This is a genomic window from Halorientalis pallida (assembly GCF_049605515.1).
In the GTDB taxonomy this organism is placed as follows: Archaea; Halobacteriota; Halobacteria; order Halobacteriales; family Haloarculaceae; genus Halorientalis; species Halorientalis pallida_A.
Window position 1 is genome coordinate 1655530 of the sequence record NZ_CP187158.1, and the last position, 14310, is coordinate 1669839.

A 14310-nucleotide genomic window follows, 5' to 3' on the forward strand; every position below is an offset into this window, starting at 1 on the left:
GACCCCTAAAAAACTCGCGCCGTCAGGGGACCCGGGTGTGCCAGTACGAGACCGACGCCAGGCGCTTGCCCAGCGGCGAACTGATCAGCGTGGTGTCTATGTCCCGGAACACGCTGGCCAGCTCGTTGGGAATCTCGCGGTAGAGCCCGTACGGAAACGCGAAGTCGTGGTCGTCGTCCACGAGGTGGAGCCCGGCGCTGTCGAGCAACCGGGACACTTCCCACCGCGAGTACAGGCGCGACCCCATCGGGAGCGCCCAGTTGTACAGCGAGCGCGTGGTGAAGCGGTTGAACGTGTCGAAAAAGACCTGATTGCGCGAGACCCGCCGCATCTCGCTCAGGAACGAGGCGGGCTGGTCGGCCAGATGGAAGAATCGCATCGCGATCACCGAGTCGAAACTGTCGTCGGGGAACGGGAGCCGCCCCGCGTCGCCACGCATCAGGTCCATGTTCTCCGAGACCCCCGCGCGTCGCGCCTTCTCACGGCCCTGCTGGAGCATCGGTCCCGAGATGTCGAGGCCGACGACGTTGGCCCCGCGCTCGGCCAGCATGACCGTGAACCGGCCGGTCCCGCAGGCGATCTCCAGCACGTCCCTGTCCTCGACCGGGCCGATGGCGTCCAGCACGGCCTGTTTCTCCCGCCGATCGATGAGCCGTCCCCCCCGAGAGAACCGCTTTTCCTCGTACTCCTCGGCGATATCGTCCTCCTGATACCACTCCTGTCCCTTCACGGTTTGTGCCTGAATGCGACTCGCAGTCCATAAAACGATACTGAAACACATCGCTCGACGGCGCCGAAAACCGCCCAATGATACCTATTCGAACAACTCTGCCCCAGAATAGGAACCTGACGACTGGAACCGACAGACGCCGATACGGTATCGGTTCCGGCAATTTGTGTCGGCAGACTTTGTATAAGGATGCATAATACGCACTTATTTGTTCCTATTGTTTTGTCATACATATAGCCAAGTTTTACCCGTCGTGTTCGGCCAGGTGCAAGTATGAGTACGACGCCGGACGAAAGTACCCACGCCGAGAACAGTGAGGAGAGCCCGTTGGCAGACCCGGATTTCCGCGAGCGGTTGCGCGAACTCCCGCCGAGCGCCAAGCTCGTCGCGAAGGTGCTGGAGGGTGACGCGCCGCTCTCGCAGGGGCAGCTCGCCGAGGAATCGCTGCTGCCCGATCGGACGGTACGCTACGCGCTGAACCGCCTGGAGGAGTCCGACCTGGTGGGGTCGCGCTACAGCTTCCACGACGCGCGCAAGCAGGTCTACTACCTGAGTCACTGACCGCAGGCTCTTTTGCCCGGCGTACCTCAGGGGTGGGGTATGGACGTTTCCCGGGTCCCCGTCGACACCGCCACGCGCGGCCCCGGCGGTGCGACGAACGCGTATCTCCTCGGTAGCGACGGCGCCGTTCTACTCGATCCGGCGGCCCGAACGAACGACCTCGACGAGGCAGTCGACACGACCAGCGTGGATCACGTCGCGGTGACACACCACCACCCCGACCACGTCGGTGCCGTCGCGGAGTACGCCGACGCCTGCGACGCGACCCTGTGGGCCCGTGCCGGCCGCGTCGACGCCTTCGAGCGCGCCACCGGCGTCGCGCCCGACCGGACGTTTCGGCCGGGCGACCGCATCGAGACGGGCGACGGCCACGTCGAGATCGTCGACACGCCCGGTCACGCACAGGAACACGTCGCGTTCACGTGGGATCGGGGCGCGGTCGTCGGCGACCTCGCGGTCGCGGCCGGGAGCGTCGTCGTCGGCGCGCCGGAGGGCGACATGCGCGCGTACCTGACGAGCCTCCGCCGGCTCCGCGCCCGCGGTTTCGAGTCGATCTATCCGGGCCACGGTCCCGTGATCGACGACCCCGACGCGACGCTCGCCAGGCTGATCGACCACCGGCTCGACCGCGAGCGGACGGTCCGGCGGGCCGTGGCCGAGGGTGCCCGGACGGTCGACGAGATTCTCGATGCGGCCTACGACAAGGACCTCACCGGTGTCCGCGACCTCGCGCGTGCGACCGTGCGCGCTCACCTCCAGAAGCTGGCCGTCGAGGGCGACCTCGACTTCGACGGCGAGCGGGCCGAGCCCTAAACTGTGGGCACCGGAATCTCGTCGAGAATCTCCCGGACGATGCTCGCTTTCTGGACATCGTCGACGCGCGCGTCGGGTGTGAGGACCAGCCGGTGGGCGAGCGTCGGTTCGGCGACCCACTTCACGTCGTCGGGCGTGACGAACTCGCGGCCCTCGATCACGGCGCGTGCGCGAGCGGTCTCGAACAGCCGCTGGGTCCCGCGGGGTGAGACGCCAACCTCGACGCGGCGGTCGTCGCGGGTCGCGCGGGCGATAGCCGCCATGTAGTCGAGCAGGTCGTCCTCGACGCGGACGGCCTCGGGCGTTTGCCGGACGGCCTCCACGTCACCTGGCGCGAGGACGGACTCGACGGTCGGGCTGAGGGCGTCTCGGCCGCGACGGCGCTGGAGGAGTTCCACCTCACCGTCCTCGTCGGGGTAGCCGATGGCGGTCTTGACCGCGAACCGGTCGACCTGAGCCTCGGGCAACTCGAAGGTGCCCTCCATCTCGACGGGGTTCTGGGTCGCCATGACGAAGAACGGTTGTGGGAGCTGGTGGGTCTCGCCGTCGACGGTGACCTGCCCCTCCTCCATGGCTTCCAGCAGCGCCGACTGGGTTTTCGGCGGGGCGCGGTTGATCTCGTCCGCGAGGACGACGTTGGCGAAGATGGGGCCGTCGGCGAACTCGAAGGTGCGGTCGCGTTCGTTGTAGACGTTCGTGCCGGTCACGTCCGAGGGGAGGAGGTCGGGCGTGAACTGCACGCGGGAAAAGGAAAGTCCGAGCGCCGTCGCGACGCTACGGGCGGTGAGGGTCTTGCCGGTGCCGGGCACGTCTTCCATGAGGACGTGGCCGCGGGCGACGATGCCGAGGAGGACTGTTTCGAGGAACTCGTCGTCGGCGACGACGGCCGACCCGACCTCCTCGCGAACCGATTCCAGGGCGGAGCTCGCTTCGGGGATCTCCATGTCCGGTCCATCCACGCCGCCGCATTTAGTGGTTGGGTGCCTGAAAGATCGCCCCGTCTTCCGAATCGAAACGGATAAAGACCAACCGGTGGAACGTTGGGGTGAGCCGAGGTAGCCTAGCCTGGCCAAGGCGGTTGCTTCGAGAGCAACTGTCCTCACGGACTCAGGAGTTCAAATCTCCTCCTCGGCGTTCTCCACGAACCAACACGGTGAGTGGAGACGCCGGCAGGAGATTTGAATGAGGCCAGTCGCAGCGCGAGCGGAGCGGGTGAGTCGTGTCGTTGCTTTTCAAAAACCCACGAAGGGAGGCAGTGTAATCAAGGGGCGGCGAGTGTACGTGAGAGCATGGCAGAGACAGATGCGGGCGGGCCGGAGGGGCCGGACGGCTGGCCGGTTGTGGGCAACACCTTCCAGTTCGCGCGCGATCCGTTCGCGTTCTACGAGCGGTGTGCGGAGTTCGGGGACGTGGTGCCCTACGAGGTCGGCGGGATGACGTTCTACCTCGTCACCCATCCCGCGGATATCGAGCGGATTCTCTCGACGGAACATCGGAAGTTCGAGAAGGGGGCCTTCCAGCGCGAGCAGTTGAGCGGGGTCCTCGGCGAGGGGTTGCTGACCAGCGAGGGCGAGCGGTGGCGCGAGCAACGCCAGCGGATCCAGCCCACGTTCGGGCCGGAGAAGATCGACTCCTACGTCGAGATCATGACCGACTGCGCCCAGCAGGCCGGCGAGCGCTGGTGGGACGGGCGGCGGGTCGCGGTCGACGACGAGATGCGGCGCATCACCGTCCAGATACTCGCGCGGTCGCTGTTCGGGACCGACATCAGCGACCACGTCGAGACCATCGCCGACGCGATGGGGGACATCGGCGCACAGGCCGAGGCCCCGGCGGCGACGGCCCTGCTCCCGGAGTGGGTGCCGACGCCGTGGGATCGGCGAGCCCAGCGCGGGGTCGACGCCATCGACGGCGTGATCGCGGACCTGATCGAGCGCCGGCGGGGCGACGCCGAAGGGCGGGACGACCTGCTCTCGACGCTCCTGGTAGCGCACGACGAGGGGGAGATCAGCCGGGGGACGCTCCGGGATCAGCTCGTCACGTTCCTGCTGGCGGGCCACGAGACGACCTCGCTGGCGCTGACCTACACCTGGTACCTGCTGGCGGAGAATCCGGAGGTGCGGGAGCGACTGCACGCGGAAATCGACGACGTGCTGGGTGATGCGGTGCCGACGATGGCCGACCTCGGAAATCTGCCGTACACCGAGCAGGTCGTGACCGAGGCGATGCGGTACTACCCGCCGGTCCACCGGGTCGTCCGCGAGGCCAGCGAGGACGTGCAGTTGCGCGGGCAGGCCGTCGAGCAGGGGTCGATCCTCACGATGCCCCAGTGGATCGTCCACCGGGACGCGCGGTGGTACGACGACCCCCTGGAGTTCCGGCCCGAGCGGTGGGCCGCGGACCGGGACCGCCCGGACTACGCCTACTTCCCGTTCGGCGGCGGGCCGCGGCGCTGTATCGGGATGCGCTTCGCGAAACTGGAGGCCCAGCTCATCCTCGCGACGCTGGCCAGGAACTTCCGACTCGAACTGGTCGGCGACGGCGGGCCGCTGGACCTCACCTCCGGCGTGACGGCCTCGCCGACCGAGCCCGTCGAGATGGTGCCCCGGATCCGCTGAGGACGCTCACTTCGTTCGGCCAGCCTCGCCCTGCTCGCGGGTCGGCTTCGCCTCCCCGCTCGCTCTCTCCGAGGCCTCACTCTGTTCGGCCTCGCCCTGCTCGCGGGTCGGCTCCGCCTCCCCGCTCGCTCTCTCCGAGGCCTCACTCTGTTCGACCTCGCCCTGCTCCACGGCTCCCTCTGGTCGCCGTTCCGCTTCGCGGTTTCGTTCGCGCTGCTCACTCGACCCCGCCCTGCTCGCGGGCCTACGGCCCGCTCGCGCTTTCTGAGGCCTCACTCTGTTCGACCTCACCCTGCTCCACGGCTCCCTCTGGTCGCCGTTCCGCTTCGCGGTTTCGTTCGCGCTGCTCACTCAACCCCGCCCTTCACATCACCCGTCCGATCCGCCGCGAACCCGGTCCGGAAGGCGATGTAGGCGAGGACGCAGATGAACAGGATCGGCGGCAGAATCATGAACCCCCAGAGGCCGTCGAGACCCCATCCGAGGAGGAGAACCACGTCCGCGATCCCGAGCGCGAGAAAGGGCAAGATCCAGAGTGCCGCCCGCTTGCGGCTGACCCCGCCCTCGTCGCCGGAGAGCAGTTCGTCCATACCCGACGTTGGGCTTTCGATGTGAAAAGCACCGCGTTGTCCGCCCCACCCGACCCACACACAGTTGTTAACCAAATCGGACTCGATTATTAAGGAAAGACAGTACGGGACGGGTAGGTAACAGCGCCATTAATAGGTCCAGATCGGCTACGGTCGAGTAATGACCGACGGTACAGTGGACGGCGACCGGGACGCGGGCGACGGGGTTCGGCTCCGGCTGGAAGTGCCGGAGATGGACTGTCCGTCGTGTGCCGGGAAAGTCGAGAACGCGCTCGACGGCGTCGACGGCGTGACCGGGGGGGAGTTCAGTCCGGCGACTGGCGTGGTGACGCTGACGGCGGCGTCGAGCGATGCCCGGGAGGCGGCCGTCGAGGCGGTCGAAGCGGCCGGCTACGAGGTGACCGACGCGTCCGAGGCCGGCACGGAGCGGGCAGGACCGGCCGCAGCGGAACCGGTCTGGCAGACGGCCAGAGCCAGAAAGACCGCCGCCAGCGGCGCGCTGTTGCTGGTCGCCCTCGCAGTCCGGTTCCTGCCGCTCGGACTGGACGTGGTGGTCGCCCGGCCCTTCGGCCATCCGCTGTTCGCCGCCGACGTACTCTTGCTGGTGGCCGTCGCGGTCGGCGGCGAGGTGATCGTGCGGAGCGGCTACTACTCGGCGCGGAACCTGAGCCTGGACATCGACTTCCTGATGACCGTCGCGATACTCGGCGCGACGGCGGTGTCGCTTTTCACGCCCGAGCGGTTGCTGATCGAGGCGGCCTCGCTGGCAGTCCTGTTCAACGTCGCCGAGTTGCTGGAGCGCCACGCCGTCGACCGGGCGCGCAACTCCCTGACCGAACTCCTGGAACTCGCGCCCGAGCGGGCACTGGTCCGCCGGGACGGCGACCTGACGGAGGTTCGCGCCGGCGATGTCGCGGTCGGCGAGACGGTCGTCGTCGAACCCGGCGAGAAGGTGCCCCTGGACGGAGAGGTTATCGAGGGCGAGAGCGCGGTCAACGAGGCCCCGATCACCGGCGAGAGCGTGCCCGTCGACAAGACCGTCGGCGACGAGGTGTACGCCGGGTCGATCAACGAGAGCGGCTACCTCGAATTCGAGGTGACTGCCGGTGCAGAGGACACGACGCTCTCGCGGGTGATCGACCTCGTGGAGGGCGCTCAGGAGCGCAAGACCGACCGCGAGCAGTTCGTCGACCGCTTCGCCAGCTACTACACGCCCGTCGTGGTCGCGGCGGCCATCCTCACGGCGACGGTCCCGCCGCTGGTCCTCGGGTGGCCCGGGATCGAGTGGCTCGTCAACGGCATCACGTTCCTCGTCATCGCCTGCCCCTGTGCCTTCGTCATCTCGACGCCGGTCACGGTGGTCTCGGGCGTGACGAGCGCGGCCCGCAACGGCGTCCTCGTGAAGGGTGGCGATCACCTCGAAGCGATGGGCGAGGTCGACGCCGTCGCCGTGGACAAGACGGGGACGCTTACCACGGGCGACCTCGGCGTGACCGACGTGGTCCCGCTCAACGGGAACGACGAGGCCGACGTACTCCGCTGTGCCCGCGGACTGGAGGCCCGGAGCGAACACCCCATCGCCGCGGCCATCGTCGGCCACGCCAGCGCCGAGGGCGTCGCGGACGGCGACCGCGAAGTCACGGACTTCGAGAGCCTGACCGGGCAGGGCGTCCGCGCCGACCTCGGCGGGGCGACCCACTACGCCGGCAAGCCCGCCCTGTTCGAGGACCTGGGCTTCGATCTCGGCCACGTCCACTTCACGACCGACGCGGGCGAGTTGCCCGCCGACGCCCGCGACCGGTGTGAACGCGCGGGCTGTCTCGACCTCGTCGAGGACACCATCCCGCGACTCCAGAGCGAGGGCAAGACCGTGATCCTCGTCGGCACGGACGAGGAAGTCGAGGGGCTGATCGCCGTCTCCGACACGATCCGACCGAACGCGGCCCGCACCGTCGCGGCCCTGCGCGCACAGGGACTGACCACCGTGATGCTGACCGGCGACAACGAGGGGACCGCCCGCGCCGTCGCCGCGGAAGTCGGCGTCGACGACTTCCGGGCCGGCCTGCTCCCCGAGGACAAGGTGGCGGCCGTCGAGTCCCTGCAAGAGGAGTACGGCGAGGTCGCGATGGTCGGCGACGGCATCAACGACGCGCCCGCCCTCGCCACGGCCGACGTGGGCGTCGCGATGGGCGCGGCCGGGTCGGACACCGCCATCGAGACCGCCGACGTTGCGCTCCTGGGCGACGACCTCTCGCGACTACCCTACCTCTCGAAGCTCTCGAAGCGAGCCAACGGCGTCATCCGCCAGAACATCTGGGGCTCGCTGGGCGTCAAGGCCGTCCTCGCGCTCGGGATTCCCTTCGGCCTCGTCGGCGTCATCCACGCCGTCCTGATCGGCGACGTGGGGATGACCAGCGCCATCACCGGCAACGCGATGCGGCTGGCGCGACTGAAACCCGAGGACCTCTAACCTACTCCCCCTCGTACTCGGGCTCCCGGTCCTCCAGCATCGCCGCGAACCCCTCGCGGTGGTCGTGGGTATCCCAGACCTCCCGCGAGCGTTCGTACTCCATGTCCAGCCCCTCCTCCAGCGTCACGTCGAAGGCGCTGTGCAGACACTCCTTGGCACGGGTCATCCCCATGGGCGCTCGGGTCGCGAGTTCGTCGGCGTACGCGCGGGTCTCCTCGTCGACGGTGCCCGGCTCGACGACCTCGTTGACCAGCCCGATCCGCTCGGCCGCCTCGGGGTCGATCGTATCCGATTTCATCACCAGTTCCGTGGCTTTCGCGAGGCCGATCAGCCGGGGGAGGCGCTGGGTACCGCCGCCGAACGGGAAGATGCCGAGTTTCGTCTCCTTGAGGCCGTAGGCGGCGTCGGCACCGATGATCCGGAAGTCGAAGGGCAGGGTCAACTCGAAGGCCCCGGCGATGGCGGCCTTCTCGATGCCGACGACGGTGGGGACCGACAGGTCGGCGATGCCGTCGAACAGGCCGCGCAGGCCGTCGTAGATCTCCTGGTGGCCGTCCATGTCGGCCTCGGCCATGAGTTCCAGATCCATCCCGGCGGAGAAGACGGGGCCGTTCCCCAGTAGAGTCATCACGCGCACGTCGTCGCGGTCGTCGACGGTCTCGACGGCCGCCCGGAGATCGTCGATGACCGACAGATCCATCGCGTTGCGTTTCTCGGGGCGATCCAGCAGCACGTCCGCGCGGTGGTCCTCGAACGAGACGGCGACGGTTCCGGAGCCGATTTCCTCCATGGAACGTACTCGACCGAGGACCGCAAAAAAGCAGGGTTCCGAGGGCGGACTCGTCCGGGCCACTCGCAGTCGCCTCGTGGGGACGAATGGGGGCGAAATTCGCGTGTCAGGCGGCACCGGTCGGCCCTCGGCTATCCGCGAGTGAATCCGATGAAGTAGAAACCGATGGCCACGACGTTCCCGACCACGAGAAAGCACAGGAACGAACGCAGGACGTGGACAGCCAGGTCGGAAAACGCCAGACCGGCCCACACCGTCGCATCACTCGCGAGGACCTGGACGGGCTGTGCCCACGGCGGGGACAGGACCGCCACGAGCCCGAAGAACGCGACGGTATTGATGGCCAGAACCGCCAGCGGGAGAAAGATTGTCCACTTCGCAGAGAGCCGCTTGAAATCCAGTACCGTCGCCGGGGCCGTCGCGCCGACGTATGACTGCCACGGGAGCCGTCGGAATTCGTAGACGTACAGTCCGATCACGTACAGCGCGATCACGACCGACGGATCGGTGGACGTGAGCGTACTCGCGACCACCACGAGCCAGAAAAACGCCGCGAAGAGGACCGCGTGGCTCACGATGTCGGACGCGGCTTCCCACAGTTCGGTCCTGACTGCCTGCCCCCGGTCGTCCCCCATACCGTGCGGGTGCGACGGGAAGGTTACTGAAGACATCTTCGAATCTCACGGGTGGCTTCCCGTCCCGCTCACTCCCGCGGGACGCTGAGATCGGCCATCACGCACCCGCACTCGGGGCAGACCTGGGGCTGGCGGTCCGCCTGCATTCGGAGCCGACAGCCCACACACTCGTAGACGAACGGTCGGACGGGGGAGTAGGGGTCACCACGAGGCATGCATGCTAGTTCGTCACGCACCTACTTGAACACGGACCGACGTGGTGGGGCGGTGACAGTGGCCGAGAAGGGCAGATGGCGACACTGCGGTGCGGCGGCCGGGCGCGGGATATCTTTTCATACCCGCCGGTCGTACTGTGGGTATGAACGAGGCCACCGTCGAGGGCGTCGGTGTCGGCGTCGGCGACGAAGGCTCGGGCGCACCGGTCGTCGTCCTCCGTGCGCGGGACGAACTCCTGCCGATTTTCGTCAGTAGCGACCAGGCCCAGTCGATGCAACTGGCCATCGAAGGCGAGCCGTTCGACCGACCGCTCACACACGACCTGTTCGTGGAGATGGTCGCCGAGTTCGGTGGCGCTATCGACAAGGTCCGCATCGACGACCTCGCCGACGGGACCTTCTACGCCAAGGTCGACGCCGAGCAGTACCACGGCGGCGAGCGCAAGGAACTGGTCTTCGACGCCCGCCCCAGCGACGGCATCGCCCTCGGTCTCCGGGTGGACTGCCCGATCATGGTCTCCGACGAAGTCCTCGACGCCGCCGGCCGCCCGCCCGAGGAGTTCGACGTCGAGGGAACCTGACGGGACGGTACTCCCAGCGACTGAGAGACGGCGACCGTCTTTTTTACCGCACGACGAGAACGTCGAAACGAACCCATGGTAGACCGCGACTACGACACGATTCTGGTGCCGACCGACGGGAGCGACGGCGCGCTGGCAGCGGCCGAACACGCCATCGGGCTGGCCGAGCGCTACGGCGCGACGATCCACGTCCTCGCAGTGGTCGACGTGGACGACGTGGCCCTGACCACGCCGACCGACACCGATCTGGGCGACCTGAAGTCGACGCTACGAACGCAGGCACAGGCCGACATCGACGAGATCGTGAGCCTGGCCAGGGCCGAGGGACGCGAGACCGAGGAAGCCATCGTCCCCGACACCGAGGAGGCGATCCTCGTGGGCGTCCCCCACCGGGCCATCGTCGACTACGTCGAGGACGAGGGGATCGACCTGGTCGTGATGGGAACGCACGGTCGGCAGGGCCTCCAGCGCGTTCTGCTCGGGAGCGTCGCCGAGCGCGTCGTCCGGACCTCTCCGGCCCCCGTCATGACGATCCGCCCGACCGACGAGGAGGCCTAATCAGTCCCGGAGGCGACCGTGTTCGTCGATCTCGCCCCGGACGATCCGCGTCGAGGAGATGCGCTCGCCGTCCGCGGCGAGGACGTATGGTGCGACGATTCCCTCGATGGGCTCGAACCCCCTCTCGCGCCGGCCGTCGTTGATCGCCGCCAGCTCCGGGGCCGTCTCCGGTGAGACGACCAGCGCGTCGATCTCGGGCTCGTCGCTGACGATGCCGTGTTCGTCGGTCAACTCCCGTATTTGCACGTCACGGCCCCACTCGTCGAGGTCCGCGATTGCGGCCGCAAGCGCGGCCCGCCGCCGTTCGAACGGCGGGACCGCACGCGTCCGCGACGCCTGCGCGAACGCGTCGCTGGTCAGGCCGACGATCAGCCCCTCGTCCCCGTACTTCAGTGCCGTCCGCAGGAGGTTCCGGTGGCCGTCGTGGAGCGGGCCGAAGGTTCCGGCGACGGCGACGCGAGTTCCGGTCACAGCCAGCCTTCGCGCGCCAGATACTTCAACGGCGACGACCGGGAGTCAGTGGCTCGGGCGCGATTACAGTCCGACGAGGTCGTCCAGTTCCACGTCGGCGAGACGCCCCCCACAGACCGCACACTCGTCGACGTGTTCGGGTGCCGATCCGCCTTCCATGTGCAGGTTGCCACAGTCGGTACACACCTCGAACTCTGCCTGGAGCATACGGGCGGGTGTGGCGTCGCCCGTCGGATGTGTTTTGTGGCGGTCCGACCGTTCCCGGGTAGCCGACACGCCGAACAGTCGGCGTCGGTATCAACGCCCGGACACCAGTGGCGTCGGTCTTATCCGTCGCGGAGCCGAATCGGTCGGGTATGAGCTGGGATCTGGAGGCGCGACTCGACGAGACGTTCGACGGGGACGTACCGGACAGCGTCGACGAGGCGGCGCTCGACCGGCTCAAGGCCGTCGCCTACGTCATGGACGAGAGCGTCCGCGTCCCGGGCACGGAGGTCCGGATCGGACTCGATCCGCTGGTGAGCGCGGTCCCCGTGGTGGGCGACGTGATCAGCGGCGGCCTCTCGCTGTACATCGTCGTCGAGTCCGCGTATCTCGGCGTCTCGTACGCGACGCTGGCGCGGATGCTCGCCAACATCGCCATCGACGTGGGTGGCGGTGCCATCCCGTTCGTCGGGACCGTCTTCGACGCGTTCTGGAAGTCCAACAAGCGGAACGTCGAACTCCTGCTCGACGAACTGGGCGGCGCGGATCAGCCCGATTCGGTCACGGAGACGAGCGAGCCCGAACCGGTGATGATCGAAGTCGACGAACCCGCCGACTGAGCCTCCCGACACTTATATTCTCGCGCCGACAGGCACAGGCATGCAACTGCAGGCCCGGGAGATCGACATCGGCACCCGGACGCCGACGGTGATTCTCAACGGCGACGACGCCGCCGAACTCGGTGCCCACCCGCTCGACCGCGTCGAGATCGACCACGACGGCGGCACGGTCGTCGGGATCGTCGAGTTGACCGACGAACTCGTCGCCGAGGGCGAACTGGCGGTGACGCGCCCGCTCGGCCACATCGAGGGCGAGGTCACGGTCACCATCGCGCCAAGCCCGAGTTCCGCGTCGTTCGTCCGGAAGAAACTGGACGACATCGAACTCGAAGCCGGGGAGATCGAGGCCATCGTCACGGACATCAAGTACGACCGACTCAGTGACGCGGAGTTGAGCGCGTTCGTCACGAGCATCTACACGAACGGCCTCTCGCGGGCCGAGATCGTCGACCTCACCGAGAGCATGGTCGCCGCCGGCGAGACCATGCACTGGGACCGCGAGGTCGTGGCGGACAAACACTCCATCGGGGGCGTCGCGGGCAACCGCGTGACACCCGTCGTCGTCCCCATCGTCGCCGCGGCGGGCGTGACGATCCCCAAAACGTCCTCGCGGGCAGTTACCTCCGCCGCCGGTACCGCCGACACGATGGAAGTGTTCTGTGACGTGGAGTTCGGCCTCGACGAGATTCGCGGGATCGTCGCCGAGACCGACGGCTGTATGGTCTGGGGCGGCGGCGTCAACCTCTCGCCGGTCGACGACAAGATCATCCGCGTCGAGACGCCCCTCTCGCTGGACCCGCCGGGACAGATGATCGCCTCCGTCCTCTCGAAGAAAAAGAGCGCGGGCTCGACCGAGATCGTCATCGACATCCCCTACGGCGAGGGGGCGAAGGTGTCGAGTCTCGACGCCGCCCGGGAGATGGCCGAGGACTTCGACCGCGTCGGCGACGCCCTCGACATGCAGATCGACTGCGCGATCACCCGGGGCAACCAGCCCATCGGCACTGGCATCGGCTGTGGCCTCGAAGCCCGGGACGTACTCGCCGTCCTCCAGGGCGAGGGTCCCGACGACCTCCGGTCGAAAGCCGTCACCCTCGCGGACGTACTCCTGTCGTCGTGCGATTGCGACGAGTCGGCCGCCGACATCCTCGACGACGGCCGCGCGCTCGCGAGGTTCCGGGAGATCGTCGCCGCCCAGAACGGCGACCCGGACGTGACGACCGACGACCTCCCCCTGGGATCTCACACCGCCACGGTCGAAGCCCGACGCGACGGCCGCATCAGCCACGCCAACAACCGCCTCGTCAACGAGTGTGCGCGCCGCGCCGGCGCACCCAAGGACAAGGGTGCGGGGCTGGACCTCGCCGCGCGGGTCGGCGACGCCGTCGAGGAAGGCGAGACGCTGTTCACGATCCACGCCGAGACCGCCGAGAAACGCGACGAGGCCGTCCGGTACGCCCGCGAGAACCAGCCCGTCCGCGTGAACGCGCCCGACGAGGCGCTGGTCGAGCGGTACGGGTGACTCGCAGTCGGCTCAGTCGGCCGCCGTATTACGCCGAACGCAATCTGACCCGTAACTGTCGAGGCCAGCGTGCGAGATACAGAGGATATAGTCAGCACGACGGCTGTATTCAGTATGTAGCGCGGTACTCACGGAAACGGTCAGTAATCCTGCTCACCCGCCACACTTCTTCTCCCACTCGCTGGTACCGAGCAGAGATCGAGTAAGTATACACAGTTCGTAGTTTGCAAGGTCCTCGTTTATCGGGGCTCGGCTTGTCAGGGTCGCCTCGGTTCCTGGCTTGATTTCCGCTGGTCCTGCAATAATCTGGCCATTGTCGAGTCGATTCCCTTCACTGGACAGTGCGCGCGCTGCTATCGAGAAATCGTTCTCGGCTTCACCCGCGGACAGCTCAGGCGTCAGTGCTTGGTCACCGGTGTTTTTAACTCTCACTAATATATTCGCGCCCCCCGTGAACTTGCATACGCCGTGGGCAAGCACTGTAAGGGAATCAACACCGTTGTGGACGACTTTCCCAGGAATGTCCGCTAAGACATTTCTACCGCAATCCACCCTCGAAGATGGGGTTGGGGTAGCGCTGTCTCCTGGAGTCGTTGTCTCAGTCGCCGCGCCGCCTCCTGAGGCGGGTGTTTCAGTACTCCCGCCGTTGCTGGAACATCCAGCCAATCCGCTGACTACACCCCCACCCAGAGCAGCAAGAACTGCGCGTCGTGACGGGGACTCAGATGCGCCATCTTGGTTCTCAAATCGCATTTAACCCAACCTAGTAAAACATGTAATTAAAAACATACCGCGGGTGTGTAGTAGCGATGCATATCCGCTCTTGACTCACGCCACCAGACCAGACTCATTAGCTGCACTACTTTTATCCAGCTCATCATCGATGTCCCCGTAGAGGACCGAGAACACACAAATCACTGCTCTTCCTGTCT

General features: G+C 67.1%; 17 protein-coding genes and 1 tRNA gene. 9 read left to right on the forward strand and 9 right to left on the reverse strand.

Going from position 1 to position 14310, the window contains the following annotated elements; genetic code table 11:
- Positions 1-22: 22 nt before the first annotated feature.
- A complete protein-coding gene (locus tag ACOZ4N_RS10180) occupies positions 23-730 on the reverse strand; it encodes a class I SAM-dependent methyltransferase (RefSeq protein WP_424019817.1) in 708 nt (235 codons plus the stop codon).
- A gap of 273 nt (positions 731-1003) precedes the next feature.
- Between ACOZ4N_RS10180 and ACOZ4N_RS10185 the strand changes: the two genes are divergently transcribed.
- Together ACOZ4N_RS10185 and ACOZ4N_RS10190 are read left to right on the forward strand one after the other, a co-directional pair.
- Positions 1004-1291 (forward strand): MarR family transcriptional regulator, encoded by a 288-nt coding sequence (locus ACOZ4N_RS10185; RefSeq protein WP_092657527.1) that lies wholly within the window; start codon positions 1004-1006, stop codon positions 1289-1291.
- A gap of 39 nt (positions 1292-1330) precedes the next feature.
- Positions 1331-2104 (forward strand): MBL fold metallo-hydrolase, encoded by a 774-nt coding sequence (locus tag ACOZ4N_RS10190; RefSeq protein WP_424019818.1) that lies wholly within the window; start codon positions 1331-1333, stop codon positions 2102-2104.
- Here ACOZ4N_RS10190 and ACOZ4N_RS10195 read toward each other — a convergent pair.
- Positions 2101-3048 carry an AAA family ATPase gene (locus tag ACOZ4N_RS10195; RefSeq protein ID WP_424019819.1) on the reverse strand — a complete coding sequence of 316 codons (948 nt, stop codon included), beginning with the start codon at positions 3046-3048 and terminating at the stop codon, positions 2101-2103. The two genes, ACOZ4N_RS10190 and ACOZ4N_RS10195, sit on opposite strands and share 4 nt — an antisense overlap.
- A gap of 105 nt (positions 3049-3153) precedes the next feature.
- Between ACOZ4N_RS10195 and ACOZ4N_RS10200 the strand changes: the two genes are divergently transcribed.
- Both ACOZ4N_RS10200 and ACOZ4N_RS10205 read left to right on the forward strand, forming a co-directional pair.
- Positions 3154-3238, forward strand: a tRNA-Ser gene (locus ACOZ4N_RS10200).
- 155 nt (positions 3239-3393) lie between these two features.
- Positions 3394-4722: a cytochrome P450 gene (locus ACOZ4N_RS10205; protein WP_424019820.1), complete on the forward strand. Its 1329-nt coding sequence runs from the start codon at positions 3394-3396 to the stop codon at positions 4720-4722.
- Between the two features lie 6 nt (positions 4723-4728).
- On the opposite strand, the gene ACOZ4N_RS10210 is transcribed toward ACOZ4N_RS10205, so the two are convergent.
- Together ACOZ4N_RS10210 and ACOZ4N_RS10215 are read right to left on the reverse strand one after the other, a co-directional pair.
- On the reverse strand, positions 4729-4893 hold the full coding sequence (locus ACOZ4N_RS10210) for a hypothetical protein (RefSeq protein ID WP_424019821.1): 165 nt from the start codon (positions 4891-4893) through the stop codon (positions 4729-4731).
- A gap of 176 nt (positions 4894-5069) precedes the next feature.
- Positions 5070-5312 (reverse strand): hypothetical protein, encoded by a 243-nt coding sequence (locus ACOZ4N_RS10215; RefSeq protein ID WP_424019822.1) that lies wholly within the window; start codon positions 5310-5312, stop codon positions 5070-5072.
- A 160-nt stretch (positions 5313-5472) separates the two neighbouring features.
- Between ACOZ4N_RS10215 and ACOZ4N_RS10220 the strand changes: the two genes are divergently transcribed.
- Positions 5473-7782 (forward strand): heavy metal translocating P-type ATPase, encoded by a 2310-nt coding sequence (locus ACOZ4N_RS10220; RefSeq protein WP_424019823.1) that lies wholly within the window; start codon positions 5473-5475, stop codon positions 7780-7782.
- A gap of 1 nt (position 7783) precedes the next feature.
- Here ACOZ4N_RS10220 and ACOZ4N_RS10225 read toward each other — a convergent pair whose 3' ends face one another.
- The 3 genes from ACOZ4N_RS10225 to ACOZ4N_RS10235 all read right to left on the reverse strand — a co-directional run bounded on the left by ACOZ4N_RS10225 (position 7784) and on the right by ACOZ4N_RS10235 (position 9422).
- Entirely contained in the window at positions 7784-8572 is a 789-nt protein-coding gene (locus ACOZ4N_RS10225; protein WP_424019824.1) for an enoyl-CoA hydratase/isomerase family protein, read from the reverse strand.
- Between the two features lie 131 nt (positions 8573-8703).
- Entirely contained in the window at positions 8704-9207 is a 504-nt protein-coding gene (locus tag ACOZ4N_RS10230; RefSeq protein WP_424019825.1) for a hypothetical protein, read from the reverse strand.
- A 68-nt stretch (positions 9208-9275) separates the two neighbouring features.
- The gene (locus ACOZ4N_RS10235; RefSeq protein ID WP_424019826.1) at positions 9276-9422 is read right to left on the reverse strand and encodes a rubrerythrin-like domain-containing protein; all 147 of its coding nucleotides are present in this window, start codon (positions 9420-9422) and stop codon (positions 9276-9278) included.
- A 143-nt stretch (positions 9423-9565) separates the two neighbouring features.
- Here ACOZ4N_RS10235 and ACOZ4N_RS10240 point away from each other — a divergent pair, with 143 nt between their 5' ends.
- Together ACOZ4N_RS10240 and ACOZ4N_RS10245 are read left to right on the forward strand one after the other, a co-directional pair.
- Positions 9566-10003, forward strand: coding sequence for a bifunctional nuclease family protein (locus ACOZ4N_RS10240; RefSeq protein WP_424019827.1), 438 nt, complete (start codon positions 9566-9568; stop codon positions 10001-10003).
- 75 nt (positions 10004-10078) lie between these two features.
- Complete coding sequence (locus ACOZ4N_RS10245) at positions 10079-10561, forward strand: universal stress protein (protein ID WP_424019828.1); 483 nt, start codon at positions 10079-10081, stop codon at positions 10559-10561.
- Here ACOZ4N_RS10245 and ACOZ4N_RS10250 read toward each other — a convergent pair whose 3' ends face one another.
- On the reverse strand, positions 10562-11032 hold the full coding sequence (locus tag ACOZ4N_RS10250; RefSeq protein WP_424019829.1) for a phosphopantetheine adenylyltransferase: 471 nt from the start codon (positions 11030-11032) through the stop codon (positions 10562-10564). It lies immediately after the preceding gene.
- Positions 11033-11095: 63 nt separating this feature from the next.
- A complete protein-coding gene (locus ACOZ4N_RS10255; RefSeq protein ID WP_424019830.1) occupies positions 11096-11239 on the reverse strand; it encodes a hypothetical protein in 144 nt (47 codons plus the stop codon).
- A gap of 149 nt (positions 11240-11388) precedes the next feature.
- On the opposite strand from ACOZ4N_RS10255, the gene ACOZ4N_RS10260 reads away from it, so the two are divergent.
- Positions 11389-11856, forward strand: a complete 468-nt coding sequence (locus ACOZ4N_RS10260) for a DUF4112 domain-containing protein (protein WP_424019831.1) — start codon at positions 11389-11391, stop codon at positions 11854-11856.
- Positions 11857-11896: 40 nt separating this feature from the next.
- Positions 11897-13378: an AMP phosphorylase gene (locus tag ACOZ4N_RS10265; protein WP_424019832.1), complete on the forward strand. Its 1482-nt coding sequence runs from the start codon at positions 11897-11899 to the stop codon at positions 13376-13378.
- Positions 13379-14310 lie beyond the last annotated feature (932 nt).

Excerpts from the sequence above, each read along its gene's own strand:
- ACOZ4N_RS10235 (WP_424019826.1), bottom strand. The coding sequence starts at position 9,422 with ATGCCTCGTGGTGACCCCTACTCCCCCGTCCGACCGTTCGTCTACGAG.
- ACOZ4N_RS10225 (WP_424019824.1), bottom strand. The coding sequence starts at position 8,572 with ATGGAGGAAATCGGCTCCGGAACCGTCGCCGTCTCGTTCGAGGACCAC.
- ACOZ4N_RS10260 (WP_424019831.1), top strand. The coding sequence starts at position 11,389 with ATGAGCTGGGATCTGGAGGCGCGACTCGACGAGACGTTCGACGGGGAC.
- ACOZ4N_RS10240 (WP_424019827.1), top strand. The coding sequence starts at position 9,566 with ATGAACGAGGCCACCGTCGAGGGCGTCGGTGTCGGCGTCGGCGACGAA.
- ACOZ4N_RS10195 (WP_424019819.1), bottom strand. The coding sequence starts at position 3,048 with ATGGAGATCCCCGAAGCGAGCTCCGCCCTGGAATCGGTTCGCGAGGAG.
- ACOZ4N_RS10255 (WP_424019830.1), bottom strand. The coding sequence starts at position 11,239 with ATGCTCCAGGCAGAGTTCGAGGTGTGTACCGACTGTGGCAACCTGCAC.
- ACOZ4N_RS10190 (WP_424019818.1), top strand. The coding sequence starts at position 1,331 with ATGGACGTTTCCCGGGTCCCCGTCGACACCGCCACGCGCGGCCCCGGC.
- ACOZ4N_RS10220 (WP_424019823.1), top strand. The coding sequence starts at position 5,473 with ATGACCGACGGTACAGTGGACGGCGACCGGGACGCGGGCGACGGGGTT.
- ACOZ4N_RS10245 (WP_424019828.1), top strand. The coding sequence starts at position 10,079 with ATGGTAGACCGCGACTACGACACGATTCTGGTGCCGACCGACGGGAGC.
- ACOZ4N_RS10205 (WP_424019820.1), top strand. The coding sequence starts at position 3,394 with ATGGCAGAGACAGATGCGGGCGGGCCGGAGGGGCCGGACGGCTGGCCG.
- ACOZ4N_RS10265 (WP_424019832.1), top strand. The coding sequence starts at position 11,897 with ATGCAACTGCAGGCCCGGGAGATCGACATCGGCACCCGGACGCCGACG.
- ACOZ4N_RS10185 (WP_092657527.1), top strand. The coding sequence starts at position 1,004 with ATGAGTACGACGCCGGACGAAAGTACCCACGCCGAGAACAGTGAGGAG.
- ACOZ4N_RS10230 (WP_424019825.1), bottom strand. The coding sequence starts at position 9,207 with ATGGGGGACGACCGGGGGCAGGCAGTCAGGACCGAACTGTGGGAAGCC.
- ACOZ4N_RS10215 (WP_424019822.1), bottom strand. The coding sequence starts at position 5,312 with ATGGACGAACTGCTCTCCGGCGACGAGGGCGGGGTCAGCCGCAAGCGG.